Here is a 25975-nt window from a genome sequence, read left to right on the forward strand (position 1 = left end):
CTAGAGGCCCACCGATGCCAGCAGGTGCCCGACCTCCTGGCGTCCGAGCACGCGGATGCTGCCCTGGCGCTGGTCGCCCACGCGGATGGGGCCGAGCTGGGTGCGGACGAGGCGCTCGACGGGGTGGCCGACCGCGTCGAAGAGCCGGCGGACCACACGGTTGCGGCCCGAGTGCAGGACGACCTCGACGAGGATGTGGCCGGGCGTCGAGTCGACGAGCTTGAAGGAGTCGACCTTCGCGACGCCGTCCTCGAGTTCGATGCCCGCCTTCATCTGCGCTCCGATGCCCTGACCCATCGGGCCCCGGACCTGCACGAGGTAGGTCTTCGGGACCTCGTAGGAGGGGTGGGTGAGGCGGTTGGTGAGTTCGCCGTCGTTCGTGAGCAGGAGCAGGCCCTCGGTCTCGGCGTCCAGGCGGCCTACGTGGAACAGCCGCTCGTTCTTCTTCTTGTTCTTCAGGAAGTCGCTGATGCACGGACGGCCCTCGGGGTCCTCCATGGTGGAGACGACGCCGCGGGGCTTGTTGAAGACGTAGTACTTGAGGTTCTCGTCGAGCTGCAGGCGGATGCCGTCCACGTGGATGGCGACCTGCGCGGCGTCGACACGGACCCCGAGTTCGGTGACGACGGTGCCGTCCACCTCGACGCGGCCGTCGAGGATCATCTCCTCGCAGACACGGCGCGAGGCGACGCCGGCGAGGGCCATGACCTTCTGCAGGCGCACGCCCTCCGGGTTGTGCACGTCGATCTCGTCGGCGGGACGGCCGGAGCGCTTGGGCCTGGCTGCGCGCACCGGTCCGAGGTTCTGCCCGAAACGCTCGCGCCCGAAGGGCTTGGCGCCGGCAGGCTTCTGGCGCGCAGCACTCTTCGGCTCGCCCGGGCGTCCGCCGGTCGCGGCGCCGGGGCGGCCGGGCTTGCTGCCTGCACGCCCTCCTGCTTTCGTCCCGAAGCGGCTCGAGGGGGTGCCTGCGGAGGGTCGGCCCGCGGCAGACCGGGCGCGTCCGTCGGCGGATTCGCGACGATCAGTCGATTCGCGGCGGTCGCCCGCGCCGGAGGGGCGGCCTCCGGAGGATCGGGTGTCGTCCCTGGAGGGGCGGCCTCCGGAGGAGCGGGTGTCGTCCCTGGAGGGGCGGCCCTCACCCGGACGTCCGCCCCGGTCGGAACGCTCCTGGAAGGGACGGCCCTCACCGGAGCGTCCGCCGCCCTGCGCCGACCCGGTACGGGGGGCGGACTTCCTGGCGCGGGCAGCGTCGGATGGGCGCCCGGTCGACCCGCCGCGGCGCGGCGTATTGCGTCCGGAACCGGATCCTGGCTGCTGTGTCATGTAGAAAGTCCTTCTCGTCGGTCGTGCTCAGTACGTCGTTTCGTCATACTCCCCAAGGCTCTCGAGGCCCGGCAGATGGGGAGCGATCCGGGGCAGTTCGTCGACGCTGCCCAGCCCCAATCTTTCCAGAAACAGGGCAGTGGTCCCATAAAGGACGGCACCGGTCTCGGGATCGGTCTCGAGCTCGACAACCAGCCCGCGCTGCAGCAGCGTGCGGACCACGGAATCGACATTGACGCCCCGGATCGCGGAAACCCGGGCACGGGACACGGGCTGGCGGTACGCGATGACCGCCAGGGTCTCGAGCGCCGCCTGCGACAACCTGGCTGATTGGCCGTCGAGCACGAAGTCTGCGACGACGGACGCGAAGCGCTTCCGCGAGAAGATGCGCCACCCGCCGGCGATGTTCCTGAGTTCGAAACCACGCGGCACGGAGTGTTCGGCGCCCTGGGAGCCTGACCCAGTATAGCCGTCATACTCCCGCTGCAGGTCCACCAGCACCGCGTTCACCTGCCCGGCCGGCCGGTCGAGGGCCGCCGCGACCTGCTCGTCGGTGACGGGCCGGTCCGCGACCATGAGGATCGCTTCCACCGCCGCCCGCAGCCCGCCGGGCAGTTCCTCGACGGGAAGTTCCCGCCCGTCGGGAGCGGCTTCCTCGCTCATGCCGCACCCCTCTCGTCGTCGTCCTCGTCCGCCTCGGCCGTCCACCGCTCGTCCTCGGCGGTCCACCGCACGACGAGCTCGGACAGGGGGGCCGCCTGCTCGAAGGAGACGGCGCCGTCCCGGAACAGGTCGAGCAGGGCGAGGAATCTCGCCACGAGCACCAGCCGGGACGCCGCGTCCTCGGTGAGGTGGCGGAAGGACAGCGCTCCCCGGCCTTGCAGGAGTTCCTGCAGGAGCAGGGCCTGCTCGCCCACGCTGACCGTCGGCGCATGCAGATGCCCGATGCCCGCCGCGGCGGGCTGTTCCTCGCGCGGCGCGAGTACCTTTGCGGCGATGGCTGCGAACTCCTCGGGGGAGTGCCGCCAGAGGAGTTCCGGGAGGAGGCGGGTGAAGTGCGGCTCGAGCGGCACGTCGCGCGGGTGGCGGGCGTCCTCCTCCTCGAGGCGGGCCGCGAGGTGCCGGGCCATTTCCTTGAAGGCCCGGTACTGCAGGAGCCGGGCGAACAGCAGGTCCCGCGCCTCCAGGAGCGCGACGTCCTCCGCGTCCTCGACGGCGCCGGCCGGCAGCAGGCGTGCCGCCTTCAGGTCCAGGAGGGTCGCCGCGACCACCAGGAACTCACTCGCCTCGTCGAGCTTCCACTCCCCCTCGGCGGCCTGGATGCGGCGGATGTGGGCGATGAACTCGTCCGTGACCTGGGCCAGGGCGATCTCGGTGATATCGAGCTCACGCCGGGAGATGAGATTCAGCAGCAGGTCGAAGGGCCCGCTGAAGTTGGTCAGCTGCACCTCGAAGACCTGGCGGGCTCCGGCCTCCGCCGGCTTCTCGACCGCCGGGGCGACCGCCACGCGCACCACCCTAGCGGGACCGGAAGGATCCGGTGGGGACCTGCACTAGGGTGCTCCGCCCCTGCTGATGAGCTCCTTGGCGAGGCTGCGGTAGGCGTCCGCGCCGGAGTGGTTGGCCGCGTAGGACGTGATGGGCTCCGCCGCCACGGTCGCGTCGGCGAACTTGATGGTGCGCTTGATGACGGTCTCGAAGACCTTGTCGCCGAACGCCTCGACGAGGCGCGCGATGACCTCGCGGCTGTGGAGCGTGCGGGCGTCGTACATGGTGGCTAGCACGCCGTCGATCTGCAGGCGCGGGTTCAGGCGGTCCTGCACCTTCTCGATGGTCTCGACCAGCAGGGCGACGGCGCGCAGCGCGAAGAACTCGCAGATCAGCGGAATGATGACGCCGTGCGCCGCGGTGAGCGCGTTCACGGTGAGGAGCCCCAGCGAGGGCTGGCAGTCGATCAGGATGACGTCATAGTCGTCCGAGACCTTGCGCAGCGCGCGGTCGAGGACCTGCTCGCGTGCCACCTCGTTGACGAGCTGCACCTCGGCGGCGGAGAGGTCGATGTTGGCGGGCAGCAGGTCGATGTTCTCGATCGCGGTGTGCTGGATGGCGTCCTGGATGGAGACCTTGCGGTCCATGAGGACGTTGTAGACGGTGACGTCGAGCTCGTGCGGGTTGGTGCCCAGGCCGGCGGAGAGCGCCCCCTGCGGATCGAAGTCGACCAGCAGGACCTTGCGGCCCGCTTCGGCCAGCGCGGCGCCGAGGTTGATGGTGGACGTCGTCTTGCCGACCCCGCCCTTCTGGTTCACCATCGCGATGACCCTCGCAGGGCCGTGCGAATCCAGGACCCTCGGTTCCGGGAACTCCGTCACTGGACGGCCGGTGGGCCCCAGGTCCGTGTCCGCTGCGCTGGGCAGGGTCGCTGAACCCTGGTCGCTACTCACGTATGTCTCCACGCTTCCATCGATGTCGGTGCAGGCCGGCCCGTGATCGCTCGGGGCCGCGTTTCTCTAGGTCAACGGTACAACGCCGAGGGCGGCCGCCGTGAAGATCGACGTCCGGGGGTGACGAGCCTTGATCCTCAACCTGAGGTCGAAGCTTCCCGCGGGGACGGGTTCCCTCCCGGAACGACGACGGCGACGCACCGGGGGTACCCGGTGCGTCGCCGTCGGTCCTTCTCGTGCTGTTACTGCGCGGCGGGTGGCTCCCGCCGTCCCTCGGTCAGCGCGCGGTCGGTGCGCTGACCGCGGCGCCGGTCCTGACGGCCGAGGCCTCTTCGATGCCGTCGTCGTCGGCGTCGTCGAAGCGGTGGTCGGTGCTCATGGTCGCCTCGTCGAAGGGCTCGCGGCCCTCGAGGACCTCGTTGACGCGGGCGCGGTCGATCTCCCTGGTCCAGGTGCCGATGAGGACGGTCGCGACGGCGTTGCCGGTGAAGTTGGTCAGTGCGCGGGCCTCGGACATGAAGCGGTCGATACCGACGATGAGGCCGACGCCGTCCACCAGGTCGGGACGGTGCGACTGCAGGCCGCCCGCGAGGGTGGCCAGGCCGGCGCCGGTCACGCCCGCCGCGCCCTTGGAGGCGATGATCATGAAGACGAGCAGCGAGATCTGCTCGCCGAGGGCGAGCGGCGTGCCCATGGCTTCGGCGACGAACAGGGAGGCCATCGTGAGGTAGATGGCGGTGCCGTCGAGGTTGAAGGAGTACCCGGTGGGTACGGTGACGCCGACGACGGGCTTGGAGACGCCGAGGTGCTCCATCTTCGCGATCAGGCGGGGCAGGGCCGCCTCGGAGGAGGAGGTGCTGAAGATCAGCAGGTACTCGCGGCCGAGGTACTTCATCAGCTTGAAGATGCTGACGCCGGTGACGAGCCGCAGCAGGCCACCCAGGACGACGACGATGAAGAGGATGCAGGTGACGTAGAACGCGACCATGAGGGTGGCCATGCTGATGATCGCCTGCACCCCGGTCTCGCCCACGACGGCGGCGATGGCGCCGAACGCACCGATCGGCGCCAGCCACATGATCATGACGAGGATGCGGAAGACCAGCGCCTGGATGTGGCCGATGCCCCGGAGGATCGGCTTCCCGGCCGACCCCATCTTCTGCAGGGCGAAGCCGACGAGCAGGGCGACGAACAGCGTCTGCAGGATGCTGGGGCCGGTCAGCGCGGACAGCAGGGTCGTGGGGATGATGCCGAGCAGGAAGCCGACCGTGCCGCCCTCGCCGCCCTCGGCGGACTCGGGCACCGCGTAGGTCGAGGACGAGATGTCCAGGCCCTCACCGGGCTGGATGAGGTTGCCGACGACGAGCCCGATCGCGAGCGCGAAGGTCGACATGAGCATGAAGTAGCCGAGCGCCAGTCCGCCCACCTTGCCGACGGTCGCGGCCTTGGCGATCGAGCCGACCCCGAGCACGATGGTGCAGAAGATGATCGGGGCGATCATCATCTTGATGAGGTTGATGAATCCGGTGCCGAGGGGCTTGAGGGCCTTCGCGAATTCCGGGGCGACGAGTCCGAGGACCGCGCCGAGGATCACGGCCGCGATGACGGCGATGTACAGGAAGTGGGTCTTGTCCACCCGCTTGCGGGGTTGTGCTGGTCCGCTGTCGGACCGCGCTGGCGCCATGGCCATGCTGTTCTCCCTTGGTGTCGGCCGCCCGGCGGCGCCGGCGGGGAAGGTCGTTCTTCGTCCGCGGGGGTCTGGCCAGGAAGCGTAGTGTTGAGTCGTTCCTCCCCATCGTGCCTGCGCGAGTGACCCGGATCACGATTGCGTTCATACTGGTCACGCCTGCGGGACGTGGGCCCACCCGGCGGTGCCGGCATCATTCGGAAGGAGCGCGGAGCCGCGTGAGTCGATGGAGCCTCGCCCGCCAGTTCTTCCTGGCCCAGCTCGTCTTCATCGTGGTCCTGTCGGCGTCCCTGTCGGTGATCCTCTATCTCGACGCGGCCCGGGGCGTGAACGACGCCGCAGCCGAGCGGATGATCGCGGTCTCCACGTCCATCGCCCTCGAACCCGCCGTCCTGGACGCCGTCCGGGGCCCGGATCCCACGGTGACGCTGCAGCCGTACGCAGTGGAGGTGATGGACCGCCTGGGCGTGGACTTCGTCACGATCATGGCGACCGACCGGACGCGGTTCACGCACCGCAACCCCGAGGAGATCGGCAGGCCCTACCTGGGGTCCGTGGCCGAGGCCCTGGCCGGGACCACGCACTCCGAGACCTACGTCGGGACCCTCGGCCCGTCCATCCGTGCGATCGTGCCCGTCGTGGACGACGGCGGCACGGTGCGAGCCATGGTCGCCTCGGGCATCACCGTGGACCGGGCCGCCATCGCGCGGAACGCGCAGCTCCCGCTCGTCGCCTGCATCGCCCTGGGCGCGCTGGCGCTGGGAGCCCTCGGCTCGTTCCTGCTCAGCCGGCGCCTCCGCGACGTCACGCTGGGCATGGGACCGGCCGAGCTCTCCCGCACGTTCGTGTTCTACGACTCGGTGCTGCATTCCGTGAGGGAAGGGCTGCTCCTGACCGACGCGGCGGGGCGCCTGGTGCTCTACAACGACCAGGCGGCCCGGCTCCTCGGACTCGACGGGTCGCAGGAGCCCGTCCCGGCGTCGCGCCTGGCCGTGCCGCCGTCGCTGCGCGAGCTGCTCGCCTCGGGCCGGCGTGCCCTGGACGAGGTGCACCTCACCGACTCCCGCGTCCTGGTGGTCAACCAGGAGCCCGCCGTCCCGCCCACTCCCCCGGGCCGCGCCTCCCAGGCCCCGGGGGCCCTGGGCACCGTCACGACCCTGCGCGACCACACCGAGATCGAGGCCCTGACCGGGCAGGTCGAGACCATGCGGACCCTCACGGACGCGCTGCGCTCGCAGACGCACGAGCACGCGAACCGACTGCACACCATCGTCTCGCTGGTGGAACTCGGCAGGGACGCCGAGGCCGTGGACTTCGCCACCCGGGACCTGCAGCAGTCGCAGCGGCTCACGGACGAAGTGGTGCAGGCCGTCGACGAGCCGTTCGTCGCGGCCCTCCTGGTCGGCAAGGCCGCCCAGGCCAACGAGCGCGGGATCGAGCTCACCTCGGACATCGACCCCGCCGCACAGGCCGGCTTGCTCGATCCCGTGGACCTCGTGACTATCCTCGGGAACCTCCTCGACAACGCCTTCGACGAGGCCGCGCGGTCCGAGGAACCCCGCGTCCGCCTCACGGTGCGGCGCGCGGTCGACGGCGACGCGCCGGTCCTGGAGATCGTCGTGGAGGACAACGGCAACGGCCTGCCGGACTCCGAGAAGGCGAGGATCTTCGACTTCGGGTACAGCACCAAACCGCCGCATGCGGCCGAGGGCGGGACCCCGGCGGGACGCGGCATCGGTCTGGCCCTCGTCCGCCAGGCGGTCCGGCGCTTCGCGGGAGCCATCGAGGTCACGGACACGGACGACGGCGGGGCGCGGTTCGCCGTCCGGCTGCCCGTCGCGTCGGCTCCCGACGACCGGGTCGGCGTATGAGTGCCATCCGCGTCCTCGTCGTGGAGGACGATCCGCTCGCCGCGGACGCGCACGCCGAATACGTCCGGCGGCTCGAGGGGTTCGAGCTCGCGGGAGTCGCCCGGAGCGGCGCGGACCTCGCGGCGTTCCTCCGGCTGGCGGGTGAGGAGCCGGGCCGAGGAGGGGCCGCCGTCGACCTCATCCTGCTCGACATGAACCTGCCGGACGCGCACGGCCTGGACATCATCCGCCGCCTCCGCGGCCTCGGCCTCCCCGTGGACATCATCGCGATCACCGCCGTGCGGGACCTGCAGGTGGTGCGCTCGGCGATCTCCTCCGGCATCGTGCAGTACCTCATCAAGCCGTTCACCTTCTCGGCCTTCCGGGAGAAGCTCGACGCCTACCGGGACTTCCGCCGGAATCTCGTGGAGCAGGCCTCGGCGACCACGCAGGAGGAGGTGGACCAGGCCTTCGCCTCGCTCAGGCCGGCCACCGTGGCGGCCCTCCCCAAGGGCATCTCGGCGGAGACGCTGCGCGCCGTCTCGGGGGTCCTGAAGCGACGGCACGAGCCCACCTCCGCGGTCGAGGTGTCGGAGGCCCTGTCCATGTCCCGGGTCACGGCACGGCGGTACCTCGAGTACCTCGCCGACCAGAGGTCGGTCCTCAGGACACCGCGCTACGGCACCCGGGGCCGCCCCGAGTTCGAGTACACCTGGGCACGGACCCCGCCGGAACGGTAGCGACTGTCCCCGACGGTCCTCGGCGGCTCACCCGGCCGGCGACGGGCGCAGCAGCGGCTCCAGTGCGTCGAGCACCGAGGGGTCCTCGATCGTGGAGGGGACGGCGTACGCGCCGCCGGCCGCCATCTGCCGCATCGTCTTCCGCAGGATCTTGCCGGACCGCGTCTTCGGCAGTGCCTCGACGACGACGGCGGACCGGAAGTCGGCCACGGGGCCGATCGTGCGGCGGACCATCGCCACGAGCTCGTCCTCGAGCGTCGCCGGGTCGATGGAGACGCCCGCCTTGAGGACCACGTAGCCGCTCGCGCGCTGTCCCTTGACCGGGTCCTGCACCCCGAGCACGGCGCACTCGGCGACCGCGGGGTGCTGGGCGATCACCTGCTCGATCGCGCCCGTCGAGAGCCGGTGGCCGGCGACATTGATGACGTCGTCGGTGCGGCCCATGACGAACAGGTAGCCGTCCTCGTCCAGGTACCCGGAGTCGCCGCTCGTGTAGAAGCCCTCGAAGTCGCTGAGGTAGGCGTCCCGATAGCGGTCGTCACTCCCCCACAGGGTGGTCAGGGTGCCGGGCGGGAGCGGGAGGCGCAGGGCGATGCTCCCCTCGGTCCCGGCCGGGACCGGGAGCCCGCCGGGGTCGAGGATCACGACGTCGAACCCGGGTGAGGGCAGGGACGGCGACCCCGCCTTCAGCGGCACCCCGCCCAGTCCGCGCGGGTTCCCGCAGATGGGCCACCCGGTCTCCGTCTGCCACCAGTTGTCGACGACGGGCACCCCCAGGACCTCCCCGATCCACTCCGAGGTCCCCGTGTCGAGCCGCTCGCCGGCCGAGAAGAGCGTCTCCAGCGAGGAGAGGTCGTGGGACCGGACGGCCGCACCGGTCGGGTCCGCCCGACGGATGGATCGCAGTGCGGTGGGCGCGGTGAACAGCGCCGTGACGCGGTGCTGTTCGACGAGCCGGCCGAAGACCCCGGCGTCGGGGGTGCCCACGGGCTTCCCCTCGTACAGGACCGTCGTGGCGCCGGCCAGGAGCGGCCCGTAGACGATGTAGGAGTGACCCACCACCCAGCCGACGTCGGACGCCGTCAGCATGGTGTCTCCCGGCCCCACGCCGAAGATCGCCCGCATGGACCACGTGAGCGCGACGGCGTGCCCGCCGTTGTCGCGCACCACGCCCTTGGGGGAGCCCGTGGTGCCGGAGGTGTAGAGGATGTAGAGCGGGTCGGTCGCGGCGACCTCCACGGGCGGGACGGCCTCGGCGTCGGACACCGCCTCGTCCCAGTCCAGCCACCGCGCCCCGGGTTCCCGGTACTCGGCGACACCGTGGCTGAACCCGTCCCGTGCCCTGACGACGACGGGCGTCCCGACGCTGTCGGCGAGCGCGAGCGCCTCCTGGACCGCGGGGAGGTACTCGACGCGGCGGGCAGGTTCGATGCCGCCGTCCGCCGTCACGATCGCGGCCGGCCTCGCGTCCCTGATGCGGGCCGCCAGTTCGACGGCGGCGAAGCCTCCGAAGACCACGGAGTGGACGGCGCCGATCCGCGCGCAGGCGAGCATGGCGACGGCGGCCTCGGGGATCATCGGCAGGTAGACGAGCACCCGGTCGCCCTTGCCGACGCCGAGGCGTGCAAGGACGCCGGCGAAGACGGCGACCTCGTCGCGGAGCTCGGCGTACGTGAGGGTGCGGACCGTCCCGAGCATCGCGGAGTCGTGGACGAGGGCCGCCTGGTCCCCCCGGCCGGCCTCGACGTGGCGGTCGAGCGCGTTGTAGCTGGTGTTGAGGGACGCCCCGGGGAACCAGCGGTGCAGCGGGGCGTCCGCGCTGTCCAGGGCCGCCGCGGGCGGGCTCATCCAGTCGATCGCACGCGCGGCCGCGAGCCAGAACCGTTCCGGGTCCGCGAGGCTCTCCGCGTGCAGGCGTCGGTAGTCCTGGCCGGGCAGAGCCCCGGGTCCGGCATCGTGTTCAGCAGCCATGATCGCCCCTCGTCGCGCGTGGATGGTGAGGACCAGTATTCACCATCCCCTTCTGTATACACAGACGTGATTCCTTCCGGATGAACGCCGTACATTCTTGTACTAGTGGGCACTTCTGCATACATTGGAGTCGGTAGTGCGCCGTGACAGCGGCCGGACCGGCACCACCAGGACGAGCGGGGAGGAGACGGGATGCGGGCCAGCGATCGCGCCTACACGCTCCTGCGCTCGGACATCGTCGAATGGCGGCTGGCCCCGGGGGACGTGCTCGCCGAGGTCGAGCAGTCGGCACGGCTCGGCGTCTCGCGGACCCCCCTGCGCGAAGCGCTCTCACGGCTCGTCGCCGAAGGCCTCGCCAGCCCGCACGCCGGGCGCGGCGTCGTCGTCTCCACGATCTCCCTGGCTGCGGTCGCCGATCTCTTCGACGTCCGTGTACCCCTCGAATGCGCCGCCGTCCGGCTCGCCGCCGTGCGCGGCGACCGCACCGTCTTCGCGGCGCTCGCCGGGGAGTTCGCCCGGGCCGGTCGGCTCATCGGGGACGACGACGGCGGCCAGGACGCCTACTACGCCCTCGTGGCGCGGCTGGACCAGCAGATCGACGACGCGGCCGGGAACCGCTACCTGCTGCAGGCCCAGAAACCGATCCGCACCCATCTGGCGCGGGTCCGGCGGCTGGCCCGGGACCATCCGGCCCGCCTCCTGGCCTCCGCCCGCGAGCACGAGCAGATCGCCCTCGCCCTGAGCACCGGCAACGCCGATCTCGCCGAGGCCTCGATGCGCGTGCACCTCCACACGAGCCTCGACCACCTGCTCGCCCCGCACCCGGACACCCCCCGGACCACTCCTGGACCGAACCCCGAACCAGCCCCGCAGCACCGAGAGGAACACCATGGTCGAACTCCACCCCATCCGCGTCCACCGCAGTGAGGAGAACCTCCCCCGGGAGGGCCAGCTCGCCTGGAAGATCGCCGAGGTCGCCACGGATCCCGTCGAGGTCACGGCGGAGGTCGCCGACATGGTGATCAACCGGATCATCGACAACGCCTCCGTGGCCCTCGCGTCGCTCAACCGCGCGCCCGTCGTCGCAGCCCGCGCCCAGGCGCTGAGCCACCCGGTCTCCGTGCACGGCTCGGGCGCCGCCGTCTTCGGCGTCGACTCCCCCGTCTCCGCGGAGTGGGCCGCCTGGGCCAACGGCGTCGCCGTCCGTGAGCTCGACTACCACGACACGTTCCTCGCGGCGGACTACTCGCACCCGGGGGACAACATCCCGCCCATCCTCGCCGCGGCGCAGCACACCGGCGCCTCGGGCCGGGACCTGGTCCGGGCGATCGCCACGGGCTACGAGATCCAGGTGGACCTCGTGAAGGCCATCTGCCTGCACGAGCACAAGATCGACCACGTCGCACATCTCGGCCCGTCCGCCGCAGCGGGCATCGGCACGCTGCTCGGCCTGGACGCCGACGTCATCTTCCACGCCGTCGGACAGGCCCTGCACACGACGACGGCGACCCGCCAGTCCCGCAAGGGCGAGATCTCCACGTGGAAGGCACACGCCCCGGCGTTCGCCGGGAAGATGGCCGTCGAGGCCATCGACCGCGCCCTGCGCGGCCAGACCTCCCCCACGCCCATCTACGAGGGCGAGGACGGTGTGATCGCCTGGCTCCTCGACGGCCCCCAGGCCGCCTACGAGGTGCCCCTGCCGGCGCAGGGCGAGCCGAAGCGCGCCATCCTCGACACCTACACCAAGGAGCACTCCGCCGAGTACCAGGCGCAGGCCTGGATCGACCTCGCCCGGCGTCTCCACGGCGCGCACCCCGAGGCCACGGACCCGGCGAACGTCGCCTCGGTCGTCATCCACACCTCCCACCACACCCACTACGTGATCGGCTCCGGCGCCAACGATCCGCAGAAGTACGACCCCTCGGCCTCCCGGGAGACGCTCGACCACTCGATCCCCTACATCTTCACCGTCGCGCTGCAGGACGGTCGCTGGCACCACGAGGACTCCTACGCCCCCGAGCGGGCCGCACGGCCGGACACGGTGGCGCTCTGGCACAAGGTCACCACGCTCGAGGACCCCGAGTGGACCCGCCGCTACCACTCCCTGGACATCGCGGAGAAGGCCTTCGGCGGGCGGGTCGAGATCACGCTCACGGACGGCACCGTCATCACCGACGAGATCGCCGTCGCGGACGCACACCCCCTCGGCGCCCGTCCCTTCGCCCGTGCCGACTACATCGCGAAGCTGCGCATGCTCGCCACGGGCGTCGTCGACGACGCCGAGCTGGACCGCTTCCTCGCCGCCGTCGAGCAGCTGCCGGACCTGCCGGCCGGGTCGCTGGGGCAACTGAACATCCTGGCGCGCCCGGGCGTCGTCGATGCGGCCGCCGCGCCGCAGGGACTCCTCTAGGAGGCCGCCGTGCTGTACTCGAGCGTCACCCCCGACCAGAAGCGCAGAGCCCTCAGGGACGGGCTCGCCTCCGGGCGCGTCCAGCAGTTCCCGGGCGCCTTCAACCCGCTCTCGGCCCGCCTGATCGCCGACAAGGGCTTCGACGGCGTCTACATCTCCGGGGCGGTCATCGCCGCCGATCTCGGCCTGCCGGACATCGGCCTCACGACGCTGACGGAGGTCGCGCAGCGCGCCGGGCAGATCGCGCGCATGACCGACCTGCCGTGCATCGTCGACGCCGATACCGGGTTCGGCGAGCCGATGAACGTGGCCCGCAGCGTGCAGGAGCTCGAGAACGCGGGCCTCGCGGGCTGCCACATCGAGGACCAGTTCAACCCGAAGCGCTGCGGCCACCTCGACGGGAAGAACGTCGTCGACCTCGACACGGCCGTGAAGCGCATCCGTGCCGCCGCCGACGCCCGCCGGGACCCGAACTTCCTCATCATGGCGCGCACGGACATCCGCGGCACGGACACACTGGAGGCCGCCTGCGAGCGGTCGCGGGCTCTCGTCGAAGCCGGGGCCGACGCCATCTTCCCCGAGGCCCTGCGGAGCCTCGAGGAGTTCCGCGCCATCCGTGACGCCGTGGACGTGCCGATCCTGGCCAACATGACCGAGTTCGGCAAGAGCGACCTCTTCACCGTCGAACAGCTGCAGGAGGTGGGCGTCACCATGGTGATCTATCCCGTCACGCTGCTGCGCAGTGCGATGGGCGCCGCCGAGCGTACGCTGGACTCGATCAGGACGCAGGGGACGCAGGAGCCGGCCGTGGCCGGCATGCAGACGCGGAGCCGGCTCTACGAGCTGGTGGACTACGAGGGCTACAACCGCTTCGACTCCTCCGTCTTCGACTTCGAGATTCCCGACGGACGCCCGTCGGGAAGCCCCGGATCCGCACGACCGACTGCACAGGAGGACCAGGCGTGACAGAACCACAGATCCACAAGGGGCTCGCGGGAGTCGTGGTGGACTACACCGCGATCTCGAAGGTCAATCCGGACACCAATTCGCTCCTGTACCGGGGATACCCCGTGCAGGAGCTCGCCGGGCACCGCGACGTCGAGGACGTCGCCTACCTGCTGTGGAACGGCGAACTGCCGGACCCCGGGGAGCGGGCGCGGTTCGACGCCTTCGAGCGCGCGCACCGGGCCCTCCCGGAGCAGGTGGTCGCGGCGATCGACCTGCTGCCGCTGACGGCCCACCCCATGGACGTGGCGCGGACGGCGGTCTCCGTGCTGGGCGCCTGCCACCCGCTGGCGAACGACACCTCGGTCGAGGCGAACATGGAGAAGGCCGCCACGCTGTTCGCGGTGTTCCCCGCCGTCGTCGCGTACGATCAGCGCCGCCGCCGCGGGCAGGCCCGCGTGGAGCCCCGGGACGATCTCGGCTACTCGGCGAACTTCCTGTGGATGACCTTCGGGGAGGAGGCCCCCGCCGAGGTGGTGCACGCGTTCGACGTCTCGATGGTCCTGTACGCGGAGCATTCCTTCAACGCGTCGACCTTCACCGCGAGGGTCATCACCTCCACCCTCTCCGACCTGCATTCGGCCGTGACCGGCGCGATCGGCGCCCTCAAGGGAGCACTGCACGGCGGGGCGAACGAGGCCGTCATGCACACCTTCGAGGAGATCGGCATCCGCGAGGACGAGTCGACCGAGGAGGCCGCGGCCCGCGCGAAGGCGTGGATGGAGGAGGCGCTGGCCGCGAAGAAGAAGGTCATGGGGTTCGGCCACCGCGTCTACAAGAACGGCGACTCCCGCGTCCCCACCATGAAGTCCGCGCTCGACGCCATGGTTCGACACTACGGCCGCAGCGAGATCCTGGGGCTGTACTCCGGCCTCGAGACGGCGATGGACAAGGCCAAGGGCATCAAGCCGAACCTCGACTACCCCGCCGGGCCCACCTACCACCTCATGGGGTTCGACACGGAGATGTTCACACCGCTCTTCATCGCGGCGCGGATCACCGGCTGGACCGCGCACATCATGGAGCAGACGGCCGCCAACTCGCTCATCCGCCCGCTGAGCCTCTACAACGGGCCGGACGAGCGGCACGTCGGGGGCTGAGCCCGTCGGCGTCGTCGTGCTCAGTCGTCGTGCTCAGTCGACGACGACGCCGGCGACGCTCTCGTTGTCGGTGGCCATGACGAACCGGGCACGGACCGGCCGTCCTGCGAGGAGCGCCGGGATCCAGTGCGGGGCGTCCTGCCACATGTCCTGCCAGGGGATGGCGTCGACGCCGTACCAGCGCGGTTCGATCTCCTCGCAGGCTTCGGCTGCGGCGTCCCCGGCCTCTGCCGTGAACAGCGACGCCGCCATGTTCCAGGCGGGCTGTGCGGGGAAGTGCCAGGTGATCTCCCCGGCCGCATGCACGTCCGCCGGCACGAGGTCGATGCCGCTCTCCTCCGCGACCTCGCGCACCGCCGCCTCGCGGGCGGTCTCCCGACCGTCGATCTTCCCGCCGAGGGCCACGACCCGGCCGGTACCGAACCCGGTGCGCTTGAGACCGAGCAGTACCTGCCTGCCGCCGCGACCGTCACCGCCCTGGTCACCGTCACCGACCCTGTCACCGTCACCGTCCCGGAAGAGGAAGCACAGGACCACACGCCGGTAGTCGACGCCGTCGATGCGCACCCACTCGCCGGATGGCACGGGATCCGCGTCCCGCCCCGGCGCTCCCGTGTCAGGCAAGGGCCCGCGGATGGGCCGCCGCGTACACTTCCCGCAGCGTGTCGGCGGTGACCAGCGTGTAGACCTGCGTGGTGGTGACCGAGGCGTGGCCGAGGAGTTCCTGCACCACGCGCACGTCCGCCCCGCCCTCGAGCAGGTGGGTGGCGAAGGAGTGCCGGAGGGTGTGGGGCGACACCTCGCGCGTGACCCCGGCCCGTTCTGTCGCGGTCTTCAGGATGGTCCACGCGCTCTGGCGGCTGAGGCGCCCTCCCCGCATGTTGAGGAACAGGGCAGGACTGCCCGTGCCCTTCGAGGCCAGACCCGGGCGGCCCTGCACGAGGTACGCCTCGACGGCCCGGGCGGCGTAGGACCCGACGGGGACGAGGCGCTCCTTCGACCCCTTGCCGGTGAGCCGGACGACGGCGGGGCCCTCCGCGGCGTCGGTCACGGAGATGTCGTCGACGTCCAGCCCCACCGCCTCGCTGATCCTGGCCCCCGTCGAGTACAGGAACTCGAGCAGGGCGCGGTCGCGCTGGCCCGAGGGCGAGCCCGTGTCGACGGCCTCGAGGATGCGCACCACCTCCGGGACGGGGATCGCCTTCGGCAGGCGGCGCCCCGCCAGGGGCGGGTGCACGTCGCGGGCCGGGTCCCCCGCGGTGATGCCCTCCAGGGCCCAGAACCGGTGCAGGCCCCGGACTGCGACGACGGTCCGCGCGGCGGACCGCGGGCTCAGGGGCGACAGGCCGTCCTCCCCCGAGACGACGGCCTGGGCGAAGGCGGAGACGTCATGGCGCGTGATGCGGGCGGCATCCTCCACGCCCCGGGCGCCGAGGAACGCCTCGTACCGCCGCAGGTCGCGCCGGTAGGCCGCGAGCGTGTTGGCTGACAGGCCCCGCTCCACGGACATGTGCTGCAGATAGTCGCGGACGAGCACGGTCAGCGGTCCGTCGTCGCCCGCGGGTGCCGTTCCCGGCATGATCGTCAGTCCCCGAGTACTGCACCGCGCGGCCAGGCGGAGTGCTGGCTGGGGTGCTCGGGCCAGGGGGCCGACGCGGGGCGGAGACCGGCGAAGCCGTCCTCGCGTGCCACCCGGGCCGCGAGGATCGCCGCGGCCGCGGACGGGCTGTGGATGCGCCCCTCGAGGACGGCGTCCACGGCGGCGTCGAGGTCCACCCATTTCAGCTCGATCTCGGCTTCCTCATGGGTGCGCGTGTGCCGGTCCGCCTCGGGGACATCCCCGACGTCGCGCGCCAGATAGACGCGCAGCGCCTCCGAGGAGGACCCCGGCGAGAGGAACAGGTCCACGAGGACGTTCCATCGCCCTGCGGTGAGATCGGCTTCCTCCGCGAGCTCGCGGGCCGCGGCGTCGACGAAGTCCTCGCCCTCCTCGTCGAGCAGGCCGGCGGGGATCTCCCACAGCGCCATGCGCACCGGGTGCCGGTACTGGCGCAGCAGGAGGACCTGGCCGTCGTCGTTCAGCACCAGCACGGCGACGGCACCCGGGTGCTGGATGAAGTCCCGGGTGATGGTCTCACCGTCGCCGGTCAGCGTGAACTGCTCGCTGACGACGTCCCACACCCGCCCCTCGTAGACCGTGGTGGTCCCGAGGAGCCGGCGCGGGCTCTGCTCGTCGCCGAAGCCGGCGTCGATGCTCCCCGAGGGCTGCACGTCAGACCTTCGCGCCGCGGCGTTCGAGGGCGGCCTTGACCAGGCCGGCGAACAGCGGGTGCGGCCGCGTGGGGCGCGAGCCCAGTTCGGGGTGGGCCTGCGTCGAGACGTAGTACGGGTGCACGTCCTTCGGCAGCTCCGCGAACTCCACCAGCTTGCCGTCCGTCGTCGTGCCGGAGAACACGAGGCCGGCGTCGGCGATCTGCTCGCGGTACTCGTTGTTCACCTCGTACCGGTGGCGGTGGCGTTCGAACACCGTCGTCTTGCCGTAGGTCCCGGCGACCACGGAGCCTTCCTGGAGCTTGGCCTCCCAGCGGCCCAGGCGCATGGTGCCGCCCATGTCACCCTCACCGCTGACGATGTGGAGCTGCTCGGCCATGGTCGCGATGACCGGGTACTCCGTGTCGGGCTCGAACTCGCTCGACGACGCGCCCTCGAGGCCGACGACGTTCCGGGCGTATTCGATGACCATGCACTGCAGTCCGAGGCAGAGGCCCAGGGTGGGGATCCTGTTCTCCCGGGCGTAGGTCAGCGCGCCGAGCTTGCCCTCCAGGCCGCGGATGCCGAAGCCGCCCGGGATGCAGATGGCGTCGACGCCGTCGAGGGCCTGCTTGGCCCCCTCGGGGGTCTGGCACTCGTCCGAGGGGACCCACTTGATGGTGACCTTCGTCTTGTTCGCGAACCCGCCGGCGCGCAGCGCCTCGGTGACGGAGAGGTACGCGTCGGGCAGGTCGATGTACTTGCCGACGAGCGCCACCTCGACGTGGTGCTTCGGGTTGTGGACGACGTCGAGGAGCTTGTTCCACCGCGTCCAGTTGACGTCCTTGAACTTCAGGTCGAGCGCCTGGACGATGTACGCGTCGAGGCCCTGGGCGTGGAGCGTCTTCGGGATGTCGTAGATGCTCGGGGCGTCGGCCGCGTTGACGACCGCGTCGATGTCGACGTCGCACATGCGGCCGATCTTCTCCCGCATCGCCATGGGCACCTCGCGGTCCGAGCGGATCACGATGGCGTCGGGCTGGATGCCGATGGAGCGCAGCATCGCCACGGAGTGCTGGGTGGGCTTGGTCTTGAGCTCCTGCGAGGGTCCGATGTACGGGACCAGGGAGACGTGCAGGAAGAAGACGTTGTTCCGGCCGATGTCCTGGCGGACCTGGCGGGCCGATTCGAGGAAGGGCTGCGACTCGATGTCGCCCACCGTCCCGCCGATCTCGGTGATGATGACGTCCGGTGCCTTCTTGCCCGGAGTGTGCTCCGCCGGCAGGCGCATGCGGCGCTTGATCTCGTCCGTGATGTGCGGGATGACCTGCACGGTGTCGCCGAGGTACTCGCCGCGGCGTTCCTTCGCGATGACCGTCGAGTACACCTGGCCGGTCGTCACGTTCGCCGACCCGTCGAGGTTCTCGTCGAGGAACCGCTCGTAGTGCCCGATGTCGAGGTCGGTCTCTGCGCCGTCGTCCGTCACGAAGACTTCACCGTGCTGGAAGGGGTTCATCGTGCCGGGGTCGACGTTGAGGTAGGGATCAAGCTTCTGCATCGTCACGGAGAGGCCACGCGCCCTCAGGAGGTGACCCAGGCTGGAGGCCGTCAGTCCCTTGCCGAGTGAGGAGGCCACGCCGCCAGTCACGAAGATGTGCTTGGTCGTTGCGGATTTAAGGAACCGGGAGTTTAGTTGCTGCGCCACGGAATTCGAGACTATCACCGAGCGGCGGTCCGGGCAGCATCAGCGAGCAGTTCCTCCGCGTGGGCGCGCGCCGAGGCCGAGTCCTCCTGGCCGGCGAGCATCCTCGCGAGCTCGCGGACGCGCTCGTCGTCGGACAGCACCTCGACGTCGCTGGCCGTCACTCCCCCGCCCTCCCCGTCCCGGGAGACGTTCTTGGTGACCCGGATGTGCCGGGCGGCGAACGCGGCGACCTGCGGCAGGTGGGTCACCACGATGACCTGTACGTGCTCGGCCAGCATGGCCAGCCGCCGACCGATCTCGACGGCGGCCTTGCCTCCGACGCCTGCGTCCACCTCGTCGAACACGAAGGTGGGCACCGGATCGACGGCGGCGAGGACCACTTCGATCGCGAGCATGACACGGGAGAGTTCTCCGCCCGACGCCCCCTTGCCCAGGGCACGCGGCGCGGAGCCGGGATGCGGCTGCAGGTTGAAGGAGATGTCGTCCGCACCGTGGACGGAGAGCGACTCGCCCGGCGTGACCTCGATGAGCAGTTCGGCGTCCGGCATGGCCAGCGCCGTCAGCTCGTCGCTCACCTTCCGCGCCAGGCTCTCCGCCGCCGCGCGGCGGAGGGAGGACAGGGTGTCGGCGAGCCCGTGCACCTGCCGGTCGAGGTCGGCGATGACGTCGTCGAGTTCCTCCACGCGGGAGGAGTCGCCGCTGAGTTCGAGCAGCCGCTTGACGGCGTCCTCCTGCCACGCCAGCACCTCGTCGATGGTGGGGGCGTACTTCCGGACGAGGACGGAGAGTGCTGCCCTCCGCGACTCGACCTCCTCGAGCCGGCCGGCGCCCTCGCTGTCGAGCGCCGTCCCGTAGCCGGCCAGTTCCGCGGAGATGTCCGCCAGGAGGTAACCCACCTCGGCGAGCCGCTCGGCGAGCCTGCCCAGGTCGGCGTCGTGCTCCGCGACGGCCTCGAGCTGGCGTTTCGCCTCGTCGACCAGGGAGACCGCGTCCGCGCTGGCCCCGATCTCCTCGGACACGAGGGCTTGATGGGCCACGAGCGCCGCGGTGCGGAGCTCCTCGAGGTTGCCGAGGCGCATCGACTCGGCCTTCAGGGCGGCGTCCTCTCCCGGCTGCGGGTCGAGGTCGCCGATCTCCGTCAGCGCCGCCTCGAGGCCCTCGGCCTCCCGCAGGCGTTCCCGAGCCTCGCTCCTCAACCGGTCACGCTCGGTGAGGGCGTCGCGCCACTGGCGGAACGCCTCACCGTAGGCGCGGAGCGCCTCGTCGACGGGCCTGCCGCCGAACTTGTCGAGCGCCTGCCGCTGCGCGGCTGCGCCCTTCAGCCGCAACTGGTCCGATTGCCCGTGCACGACGACGAGTTCGTCGCCCAGTTCGGCGAGGACCCCGACGGGCGCGGCGCGGCCTCCCACGTACGCCCGGCTGCGACCCTCACTGGTCACGGTACGGGCGAGGATCAGTTCGGCCATGCCGTCGTACTCCTCCAGTGCGGCTCCTGCCTCCGCGGCCCGCAGGGCGGGGGAGCTCGTCGGTTCGAGCCGCAGCACGGCCTCGGCGGACGCTGATCCGGCCCCGAGCCGGACGGCGCCGGCGTCGGACCGGGCACCGCGGAGCAGTCCGAGGGCCGTGATGACCATCGTCTTGCCCGCGCCGGTCTCGCCGGTGACGACCGTCAGGCCGGGCCCGAGGCGGAGGGTGGCGTCGGTGATGACGCCGAGGTCCCGGATGCGCATTTCCTCGATCATCGTGTGGGTCCGTCCTGGTGCTGCAGGGGGCCCCGCCACCCCTGGATGGGCAGTTCGAACTTGCGGACGAGGCGCTCGGAGAACGGCGTCTGCCGGGTGCGGGCGAGGCGTACCGGGTTGTCGGAGCGCCGCACCTCGATGCGCGCGCCGGGCGGCAGGTCGATGCTCCGCCGTCCGTCGCACCACAGCACGCCGGCGGCGTCGGTGCGGGTCAGCAGTTCGACGGCGAGCACGGAGGTGGGCGCGACGACGAGCGGCTTCGCGAACAGGGCGTGGGCACTGATGGGCACCATGAGCAGTGCCTCGACCTCCGGCCACACGATGGGTCCGCCGGCGGAGAATGCGTACGCGGTCGATCCGGTGGGGGTGGCGAGGACCACGCCGTCGCAGCCGAAGGAGCTGACCGGGCGGCCGTCGACCTCCATGACCACCTCGATCATGCGTTCGCGGTTCGCCTTCTCGATGGCGGCCTCGTTCAGCGCCCAGCTCTGCCCGAGCAGGGTATCGCCCTGCCAGACGAGGACCTCGATGGTGGTCCGCTCCTCGACGGTGTAGCTGCGGTCCGCGACCCAGCGCACCGTCTCGGCGAGGTCGGCCCGCTCGCTCTCCGCGAGGAAGCCCACGTGCCCGAGGTTGACGCCGAGCAGGGGGATGTCGGCCTCCCGCACCAGCTCCGCGGCGCGCAGGATGGTGCCGTCGCCGCCGAGGACCATGACGAGCTCGACGTCGCCGAAGTCGACGCCGTCGGCCAGCTCCTCGGCGGGCGCGGCGAGGGCGCCGTACTCGCCCTGGAGGTCGGCGAGTTCCTCCTGGCGCATGACGGGCGTGAGCCCGAGGTCGTGGAGGCGCGTGCACGCTTCCTGCGCCGCGATCATCGCGTTCCTGCGGCCTGTGTGCGCGAGCACCAGAATTCGTCTACTCATCAAGCTCCGTCTGATTGGTCGGTCGGGGCGGCGGGAAGAGTGCTGCCTGGGCGAGCGCCTGTTCCGTCAACCGGTCGAGCTCCCCCTCGATCCTAGGCACCATCGCCCGGCTCGGCATCTTTATCCACACGAAGTACTCGAGGTTGCCATCCTGTCCGGGCAATTCGCTCTGCGCGAGGCCGCCGATGTCCAGCCCGCACTCGAGGGCGCTGCGCAGCACGCCGGCCACCGCGCGCCGGCGGGCCTCCGGCGACGTGACGACGCCGAGGCGGTTGAGGCCGCTGCGCCCCACCTCGAACTGGGGTTTCACCATCAGGAGCAGATCTCCGCCAGGGACCGTCGCGCCCGCCAGGGCCGCCATCACGAGCCGGAGGGAGATGAACGAGAGATCGGCGACGGTCAGCTGGACCGGCCCGCTGATGTCCACGGGCTCGAGGTGCCGGACGTTCATGCCCTCGAACACGTGCACCCGCGGGTCGTCGCGCAGCTGCTGCACGAGCTGGCCGTGACCCACGTCGACTGCCGCGACCTCGCGTGCACCGCGGCGGAGCAGGACATCCGTGAACCCGCCGGTGGAGGCTCCGGCGTCGAGGCAGCGCCGACCCGCCGGGTCGACACCGGGGAAGGCGCGCAGGGCGCCGTCGAGCTTGGTCCCTGCACGGCTCACGTAGTCCTCGCCCTGCTCCTCGACGGAGAGGACGTCCCCGGGCGGGATCGGGATCGAGGGCTTCCTCGCCACGACGCCGCCCCTGAGCACCCTGCCGGCGGCAATCAGCTGGGCCGCGTGCGAGCGGGAGCGTGCCAGCCCCCGGGCCACGAGTTCCTGGTCAAGGCGAGCCATGGGCTCCCGCCTGACGGGGCGTCCGGTCCTGGTCCAGCTCCCCGCTCAGCCGGTCATGGACGTCCAGGTACACGCCGGCGTGCTCCGCGACCGGGAGGTCCTCCAGCCCGTCGAGGAGTCGGAGGATCCGGTCGACGTGGGTGTCCCCCGTCCAGGACGACGGCGTGCCGCCCTCCGGGGCGTCGGCCTGCGCCTCGTCCATCTGATCCCCTCCCGGTGCCCTGCGTGTAGCGGTGTGGTCTGCGTGTAGCGGTGTGGTCTGCGTGTAGCGGTGTGGCCTGCCTGTCCGGCGCGCGCTGCGTCCGGCCTAGTCAGCGGCGTCGAAGCTCACGTGGGGTACGGTCGCCGTCGTCGTTCCAGGGTGGGCGGCCCACCAGGCGGCGCAGGCCGCACGCCAGCTGTCGACGTCGTCCTCGCGGCCGGTGATGGTCACCGTCGAACCGGAGACGCGCGCCGTCGCGTCGCCACACGTGGATGCGCCGGCCTCGCCGGTGACCGCGGGGTACTCCTCGTACAGTTCCGCGAGGGAGCCGAGGAGGTAGTCCGGGCGTTCGTCGGCGCGTGCCGCCAGGGCTGTCCTGACGGAGTCCACGCCGGTGAGGACGAGGGCCGTGGCCATGCCCGCCCGGTTGCCGCCCAGGATGTCCGTGTCGAGGCGGTCCCCCACCACGAGGGCGCGCTCGGCGCCCGAATGGCGTGCGGCCGTCCGGAAGAGAGCCGCCTCCGGCTTGCCGGCCACAGAGGGTGATCGTCCGGTCGCGGCGGTGACCGCAGCGACCAGGGTCCCGTTGCCGGGGGCGATCCCGCGCTCCTGCGGGATGGACAGGTCGGTGTTGGTCGCGACCCACACCGCGCCCGCGGCGACGGCGTAGGCCGCCTCCGCGAGGTCCTTCCACCCGAGGTCCGGCGAGAATCCCTGGATGACGGCGTCCGGGGTGTCAGCCGCTGATCCGACGACGACGAGCCCCTGCTGCCGGACGCAGTCGGCGAGGGACCTGCTGCCGACCACGAGGACCGACGAGCCGGCGGGCACCAGGCCGGCCAGCAGTTCCGCGCCCGCCAGCGCGGACCCGAAGACCTGGTCGCCACGGGCCGGCGCTCCGAGTTCCCGCAGGTGTGCGGCCACCTGCTCGGAGGATCGCGAGGCGTTGTTCGTCACGTAGGCAAGGCTCTTGCCCTCGTCCGCGAGCCGTTCCAGGGCGGCCGTGGCCCCCGGGATGGCCCGAGGTCCGGCGTACACGACGCCGTCGAGGTCCGCGAGCACGCCGTCGTAGGCGTCGATCAACCGATCACTCATCGACGGCGTCCTGCGGCCCCGTCACGTCGGACGCCGCTGAGAACTCGACCGGCGTCGACGGTGCCACTGCAGAGCCGGCATCCTTGGCATCTTCGGTGTCTTCGGCATCCCTGGCATCCGACGGCGCGAGGTCAGCGGTTCCCGCGTCATCCATGCTGAACAGCATCTCGGTCTGGAGCGGCTGCACCGCAGCAGCCGACTCACCGGCCGGGATGGCGTCGACGGGCACCGGGTCGGCCTTCACTGCCGGCTCATCCGCCTCGGTCGAAGCACCCGCCGGCTCAGGCGCGCCCTCGTGCTCGCGCTCGTCCGTATCCTCGTCAGCGCCTTCCGACACGGCGGCGGAAGGCCGCTCGCCGTCAGCAGGCTCTTCGACCGCTGCTGCCGTCCCGACGGCATCGGCATCATCCGTTGCGTCCACTCTTGACACATCGTCCGTCGCGTCCGCCGCGTCGAAGAGCGAAGCGGCTTCCGCGGACTCGTCGGCGGACTCGCCGCTTACGGCTGACGCCTCACCGGCAGGCCTGTCGGCCGCGGCGCCTGCGGGCGCTGGTGCTGGTGCACCGAGGACCTCCGCCACCTTCGGCACCGGGCCGGGAGCAGGTTCGTCGTCCTCGCCGAGGTCGATGATGTCGGGCTCGAGCTCGTCGTCCAGGCCGAGGGCCTTCTCCGCGACCCGGGCCTGGCGCCGCCACTTCTCCGACTCACCGGACCGTCCGGCCGCGTCGAGAGCCGCCGCGTAAGCACGGAACAGGCGGGGTGTGAAGGAGAATGCCCGGTGCAGGTCGAGCTGAGGGATCTCCAGGGCGGCGACGGCGGCATCCAGCTGGCCCAGGTCCGTGCGCGCACCGGACACCACCATGGCGAGTTCGGCCTTGCCCGCGGCGTCCAGCGATTCGGCCTCCTCGCTGCGGGCGAGGTCCAGCGCCCTGTCGGGACGCCCCAGACCGCGTTCACAGTCGGCCATCACCGGGAGATGGACATTGGAACCGCTGATCCTGCGGAACGTCCGGAACTCACGGAGGGCTTCACCGTAGTGTCCCGCACCGTACGCCGTCAGCCCGACGGCCTCCCGGACGGCAGCGAGTCGTCCGCCGCGGCGGCTGGCAGCGAGGGCATGCTGGAAGGCGAGCTCCGGGTCGACGTCGAGCAGTCGACCCGCCATCACGAGGTGCTTGGCGACCCACAGAGCGCTGCGTTCCTCGAGGTTGCGGATCTGCGCCCGCGTCACGCGGTCGAGCTCGTCGCCCTTGACGTCCTCGTCGATCTCCGGGGAACGCTCGCGGTCCGGCCTGTTGGCACTCCGGAGGTCCCGTGCGTTGTGGGGGCGTGGCGCTGCGGACTCCTCCGCTCCGTAGCCCTGATGGCGGTCACTGTCCCTGCGCTCGGGGCCGGCACCTCTCTCCTGGCGATCCGATGGTCGCCGGTTGGCGTTGCCGCGCTCGGGTGAACGCCGCTGCCCGGACTGGCCCTCACCGGACGAGGACCGCGGCTGCCACGGCCGGTCGCGACCCTCATCGGACCGGCGCGTCGGAGCCTGGCCGCGGCCGGAGGAACGCGACTGCCGGTCGGCGGCGGAGCCCGACGACGACCCACCGCGGGAGGCCGATCCACGCAACTCGGCGCCTCTCCCCTCCTCGGAGCCTCGTGCCGGACGACCTGTCGACCGCGGTGCTGTCCGATCGGGATCCTGACCTTTGCGGTCACTCCACTGCTGCCTGCTGCCAGCGGCCCCGGGCTGACCCGTCCGCTCGTCGCGTGGCCGATCCGCACGGTCCCGGCCGGCTCGCTCAGGCCGCCCGCCCCGGCTTCCAGCACCATGCGCGTCCGACTGCCCCTTCCAGGCCGGCCGATCGGTGCGACTGTCAGCCGACGTACGGGGAGTCGACGAGCGAGAGTCCTTGCCGGCCGACTTCGAGCCCCAGGAGTGGCGGCGTTCGGACTGACCGGACCCTCCCTGGTTGCCTTCCGGCGCCCCGTCCGACGGGTCGGCATCTCCGTCTCGTCCGGCAGTGTGCTCCTGCTCAGCCATGGCAGCGCGGTCCTCTCATCAGGTTCCGGCATCTCTACCGGCGGGTCTCTATTGTGCTGTGGGTTCTACCCATCTATGGAACCACGAAGCGATCGCCTCTACTTCATCGTGCTGCCCGGGACGGCCGCTTGTGGTGCATGCCTCTGCGCCACGGCGTCGCGTGGGCGGGCATACCGCCGGCCGGCCCGTTGTGGGTGGGCCCGCGTGGTGGGTGGGTGGGTGGTTAACGAGGAAAGACCCCACCGTGGTGGGGTCTTTGCTCGTGAGTGGTTGTCCGGCGGTGTCCTACTCTCCCACACTCTCTCGGGTGCAGTACCATCGGCGCTGTGGGTCTTAGCTTCCGGGTTCGGAATGGGACCGGGCGTTTCCCCCACGCTATGACCGCCGTAACCCTTGCTACCTGGCGCACCCGTGGTGTCCTGTCCCGCGTTGGCGGGTGGGGGTGGGTGCCGGTAAATCTGTGGGGTTACATCGTCGTGCTGGATGTAATCGTGTGACCAAGGGGTCCCTGAGTGGGATTCCTGGTGTTTGTGGTGGTTCCGTTGTTGGTTGGGAACCGCATAGTGGACGCGTAGCATGTGATCTTCACTTTCCCCGTGTCACCGTCGGGGGTCCGGGGTTTTCCTGGTTGCCCGGGAGCCCTGGTCCTTCTGGTGGG

At 71.1% G+C, this 25975-nt stretch carries 22 protein-coding genes and 1 rRNA gene; 6 read left to right on the forward strand and 17 right to left on the reverse strand.

All coding sequences use genetic code 11. The features are described from left to right. The 5 genes from AC4D2E_RS08600 to AC4D2E_RS08620 all read right to left on the reverse strand — a co-directional run bounded on the left by AC4D2E_RS08600 (nt 1) and on the right by AC4D2E_RS08620 (nt 5448). Nucleotides 1–1323 carry a pseudouridine synthase gene (locus AC4D2E_RS08600; RefSeq protein WP_490952286.1) on the reverse strand — a complete coding sequence of 441 codons (1323 nt, stop codon included), beginning with the start codon at nt 1321–1323 and terminating at the stop codon, nt 1–3. Between the two features lie 27 nt (nt 1324–1350). Then, nucleotides 1351–1986 carry an SMC-Scp complex subunit ScpB gene (scpB, locus tag AC4D2E_RS08605; protein ID WP_490952287.1) on the reverse strand — a complete coding sequence of 212 codons (636 nt, stop codon included), beginning with the start codon at nt 1984–1986 and terminating at the stop codon, nt 1351–1353. Next, entirely contained in the window at nt 1983–2837 is an 855-nt protein-coding gene (locus AC4D2E_RS08610; RefSeq protein WP_490952288.1) for a segregation and condensation protein A, read from the reverse strand. The genes scpB and AC4D2E_RS08610 overlap by 4 nt, the downstream gene beginning before the upstream one ends. A gap of 39 nt (nt 2838–2876) precedes the next feature. Next, nucleotides 2877–3764 (reverse strand): ParA family protein, encoded by an 888-nt coding sequence (locus AC4D2E_RS08615; protein WP_104166541.1) that lies wholly within the window; start codon nt 3762–3764, stop codon nt 2877–2879. A gap of 277 nt (nt 3765–4041) precedes the next feature. Further along, nucleotides 4042–5448, reverse strand: coding sequence for a cation:dicarboxylate symporter family transporter (locus AC4D2E_RS08620; protein ID WP_490952345.1), 1407 nt, complete (start codon nt 5446–5448; stop codon nt 4042–4044). A gap of 221 nt (nt 5449–5669) precedes the next feature. Between AC4D2E_RS08620 and AC4D2E_RS08625 the strand changes: the two genes are divergently transcribed. Both AC4D2E_RS08625 and AC4D2E_RS08630 read left to right on the forward strand, forming a co-directional pair. Next, entirely contained in the window at nt 5670–7322 is a 1653-nt protein-coding gene (locus tag AC4D2E_RS08625) for a sensor histidine kinase (RefSeq protein ID WP_104164194.1), read from the forward strand. Beyond that, nucleotides 7319–8041 carry a response regulator gene (locus AC4D2E_RS08630; RefSeq protein ID WP_490909027.1) on the forward strand — a complete coding sequence of 241 codons (723 nt, stop codon included), beginning with the start codon at nt 7319–7321 and terminating at the stop codon, nt 8039–8041. The genes AC4D2E_RS08625 and AC4D2E_RS08630 overlap by 4 nt, the downstream gene beginning before the upstream one ends. A gap of 27 nt (nt 8042–8068) precedes the next feature. Here AC4D2E_RS08630 and AC4D2E_RS08635 read toward each other — a convergent pair whose 3' ends face one another. Beyond that, on the reverse strand, nt 8069–10012 hold the full coding sequence (locus tag AC4D2E_RS08635; protein WP_490952289.1) for an AMP-binding protein: 1944 nt from the start codon (nt 10010–10012) through the stop codon (nt 8069–8071). Between the two features lie 192 nt (nt 10013–10204). Between AC4D2E_RS08635 and AC4D2E_RS08640 the strand changes: the two genes are divergently transcribed. The 4 genes from AC4D2E_RS08640 to AC4D2E_RS08655 are packed head-to-tail and all read left to right on the forward strand — an operon-like array spanning nt 10205 to nt 14527. Beyond that, complete coding sequence (locus tag AC4D2E_RS08640; protein WP_490952290.1) at nt 10205–10939, forward strand: GntR family transcriptional regulator; 735 nt, start codon at nt 10205–10207, stop codon at nt 10937–10939. After that, on the forward strand, nt 10902–12422 hold the full coding sequence (locus AC4D2E_RS08645) for an MmgE/PrpD family protein (RefSeq protein ID WP_490952291.1): 1521 nt from the start codon (nt 10902–10904) through the stop codon (nt 12420–12422). Before AC4D2E_RS08640 ends, AC4D2E_RS08645 begins: the two co-directional genes overlap by 38 nt. A gap of 9 nt (nt 12423–12431) precedes the next feature. Beyond that, nucleotides 12432–13388, forward strand: a complete 957-nt coding sequence (gene prpB / locus AC4D2E_RS08650; protein WP_490909023.1) for a methylisocitrate lyase — start codon at nt 12432–12434, stop codon at nt 13386–13388. After that, complete coding sequence (locus AC4D2E_RS08655) at nt 13385–14527, forward strand: bifunctional 2-methylcitrate synthase/citrate synthase (protein WP_490952292.1); 1143 nt, start codon at nt 13385–13387, stop codon at nt 14525–14527. The genes prpB and AC4D2E_RS08655 overlap by 4 nt, the downstream gene beginning before the upstream one ends. A gap of 33 nt (nt 14528–14560) precedes the next feature. Here AC4D2E_RS08655 and AC4D2E_RS08660 read toward each other — a convergent pair whose 3' ends face one another. The 11 genes from AC4D2E_RS08660 to rrf all read right to left on the reverse strand — a co-directional run bounded on the left by AC4D2E_RS08660 (nt 14561) and on the right by rrf (nt 25706). After that, entirely contained in the window at nt 14561–15112 is a 552-nt protein-coding gene (locus AC4D2E_RS08660) for an 8-oxo-dGTP diphosphatase (protein ID WP_490952293.1), read from the reverse strand. Nucleotides 15113–15143: 31 nt separating this feature from the next. Then, complete coding sequence (gene xerD, locus AC4D2E_RS08665; protein WP_490952294.1) at nt 15144–16106, reverse strand: site-specific tyrosine recombinase XerD; 963 nt, start codon at nt 16104–16106, stop codon at nt 15144–15146. 5 nt (nt 16107–16111) lie between these two features. Then, nucleotides 16112–16798, reverse strand: a complete 687-nt coding sequence (locus AC4D2E_RS08670) for an NUDIX domain-containing protein (protein WP_490952295.1) — start codon at nt 16796–16798, stop codon at nt 16112–16114. A 1-nt stretch (nt 16799) separates the two neighbouring features. Next, nucleotides 16800–18500 carry a CTP synthase gene (gene pyrG / locus AC4D2E_RS08675; protein ID WP_490952296.1) on the reverse strand — a complete coding sequence of 567 codons (1701 nt, stop codon included), beginning with the start codon at nt 18498–18500 and terminating at the stop codon, nt 16800–16802. Next, nucleotides 18497–20224 (reverse strand): DNA repair protein RecN, encoded by a 1728-nt coding sequence (gene recN / locus AC4D2E_RS08680; protein ID WP_104164171.1) that lies wholly within the window; start codon nt 20222–20224, stop codon nt 18497–18499. Before recN ends, pyrG begins: the two co-directional genes overlap by 4 nt. Further along, nucleotides 20221–21147 (reverse strand): NAD kinase, encoded by a 927-nt coding sequence (locus AC4D2E_RS08685; protein WP_490909018.1) that lies wholly within the window; start codon nt 21145–21147, stop codon nt 20221–20223. The genes recN and AC4D2E_RS08685 overlap by 4 nt, the downstream gene beginning before the upstream one ends. Further along, nucleotides 21140–21988: a TlyA family RNA methyltransferase gene (locus AC4D2E_RS08690; RefSeq protein ID WP_490952297.1), complete on the reverse strand. Its 849-nt coding sequence runs from the start codon at nt 21986–21988 to the stop codon at nt 21140–21142. The genes AC4D2E_RS08685 and AC4D2E_RS08690 overlap by 8 nt, the downstream gene beginning before the upstream one ends. Continuing rightward, on the reverse strand, nt 21975–22190 hold the full coding sequence (locus AC4D2E_RS08695; RefSeq protein ID WP_490952298.1) for a hypothetical protein: 216 nt from the start codon (nt 22188–22190) through the stop codon (nt 21975–21977). The genes AC4D2E_RS08690 and AC4D2E_RS08695 overlap by 14 nt, the downstream gene beginning before the upstream one ends. Nucleotides 22191–22295: 105 nt before the next feature. After that, nucleotides 22296–23285, reverse strand: coding sequence for an HAD-IIA family hydrolase (locus AC4D2E_RS08700; protein WP_490952299.1), 990 nt, complete (start codon nt 23283–23285; stop codon nt 22296–22298). Then, nucleotides 23278–24903 carry a hypothetical protein gene (locus AC4D2E_RS08705; RefSeq protein ID WP_490952300.1) on the reverse strand — a complete coding sequence of 542 codons (1626 nt, stop codon included), beginning with the start codon at nt 24901–24903 and terminating at the stop codon, nt 23278–23280. Before AC4D2E_RS08705 ends, AC4D2E_RS08700 begins: the two co-directional genes overlap by 8 nt. Before the next feature lie 686 nt (nt 24904–25589). After that, nucleotides 25590–25706, reverse strand: a 5S ribosomal RNA gene (rrf, locus tag AC4D2E_RS08710). Nucleotides 25707–25975 lie beyond the last annotated feature (269 nt).

This window comes from Arthrobacter sp. TJ-265 (assembly GCF_058269135.1).

What these genes read in the sequence shown, in the direction of transcription:
- AC4D2E_RS08640 (WP_490952290.1), top strand. Translation starts at nt 10,205, where the DNA reads ATGCGGGCCAGCGATCGCGCCTACACGCTCCTGCGCTCGGACATCGTC.
- AC4D2E_RS08695 (WP_490952298.1), bottom strand. Translation starts at nt 22,190, where the DNA reads ATGGACGAGGCGCAGGCCGACGCCCCGGAGGGCGGCACGCCGTCGTCC.
- recN (WP_104164171.1), bottom strand. Translation starts at nt 20,224, where the DNA reads ATGATCGAGGAAATGCGCATCCGGGACCTCGGCGTCATCACCGACGCC.
- AC4D2E_RS08600 (WP_490952286.1), bottom strand. Translation starts at nt 1,323, where the DNA reads ATGACACAGCAGCCAGGATCCGGTTCCGGACGCAATACGCCGCGCCGC.
- AC4D2E_RS08630 (WP_490909027.1), top strand. Translation starts at nt 7,319, where the DNA reads ATGAGTGCCATCCGCGTCCTCGTCGTGGAGGACGATCCGCTCGCCGCG.
- xerD (WP_490952294.1), bottom strand. Translation starts at nt 16,106, where the DNA reads ATGCCGGGAACGGCACCCGCGGGCGACGACGGACCGCTGACCGTGCTC.
- scpB (WP_490952287.1), bottom strand. Translation starts at nt 1,986, where the DNA reads ATGAGCGAGGAAGCCGCTCCCGACGGGCGGGAACTTCCCGTCGAGGAA.
- AC4D2E_RS08620 (WP_490952345.1), bottom strand. Translation starts at nt 5,448, where the DNA reads ATGGCGCCAGCGCGGTCCGACAGCGGACCAGCACAACCCCGCAAGCGG.
- AC4D2E_RS08685 (WP_490909018.1), bottom strand. Translation starts at nt 21,147, where the DNA reads ATGAGTAGACGAATTCTGGTGCTCGCGCACACAGGCCGCAGGAACGCG.
- AC4D2E_RS08635 (WP_490952289.1), bottom strand. Translation starts at nt 10,012, where the DNA reads ATGGCTGCTGAACACGATGCCGGACCCGGGGCTCTGCCCGGCCAGGAC.
- AC4D2E_RS08645 (WP_490952291.1), top strand. Translation starts at nt 10,902, where the DNA reads ATGGTCGAACTCCACCCCATCCGCGTCCACCGCAGTGAGGAGAACCTC.
- AC4D2E_RS08700 (WP_490952299.1), bottom strand. Translation starts at nt 23,285, where the DNA reads ATGAGTGATCGGTTGATCGACGCCTACGACGGCGTGCTCGCGGACCTC.
- AC4D2E_RS08690 (WP_490952297.1), bottom strand. Translation starts at nt 21,988, where the DNA reads ATGGCTCGCCTTGACCAGGAACTCGTGGCCCGGGGGCTGGCACGCTCC.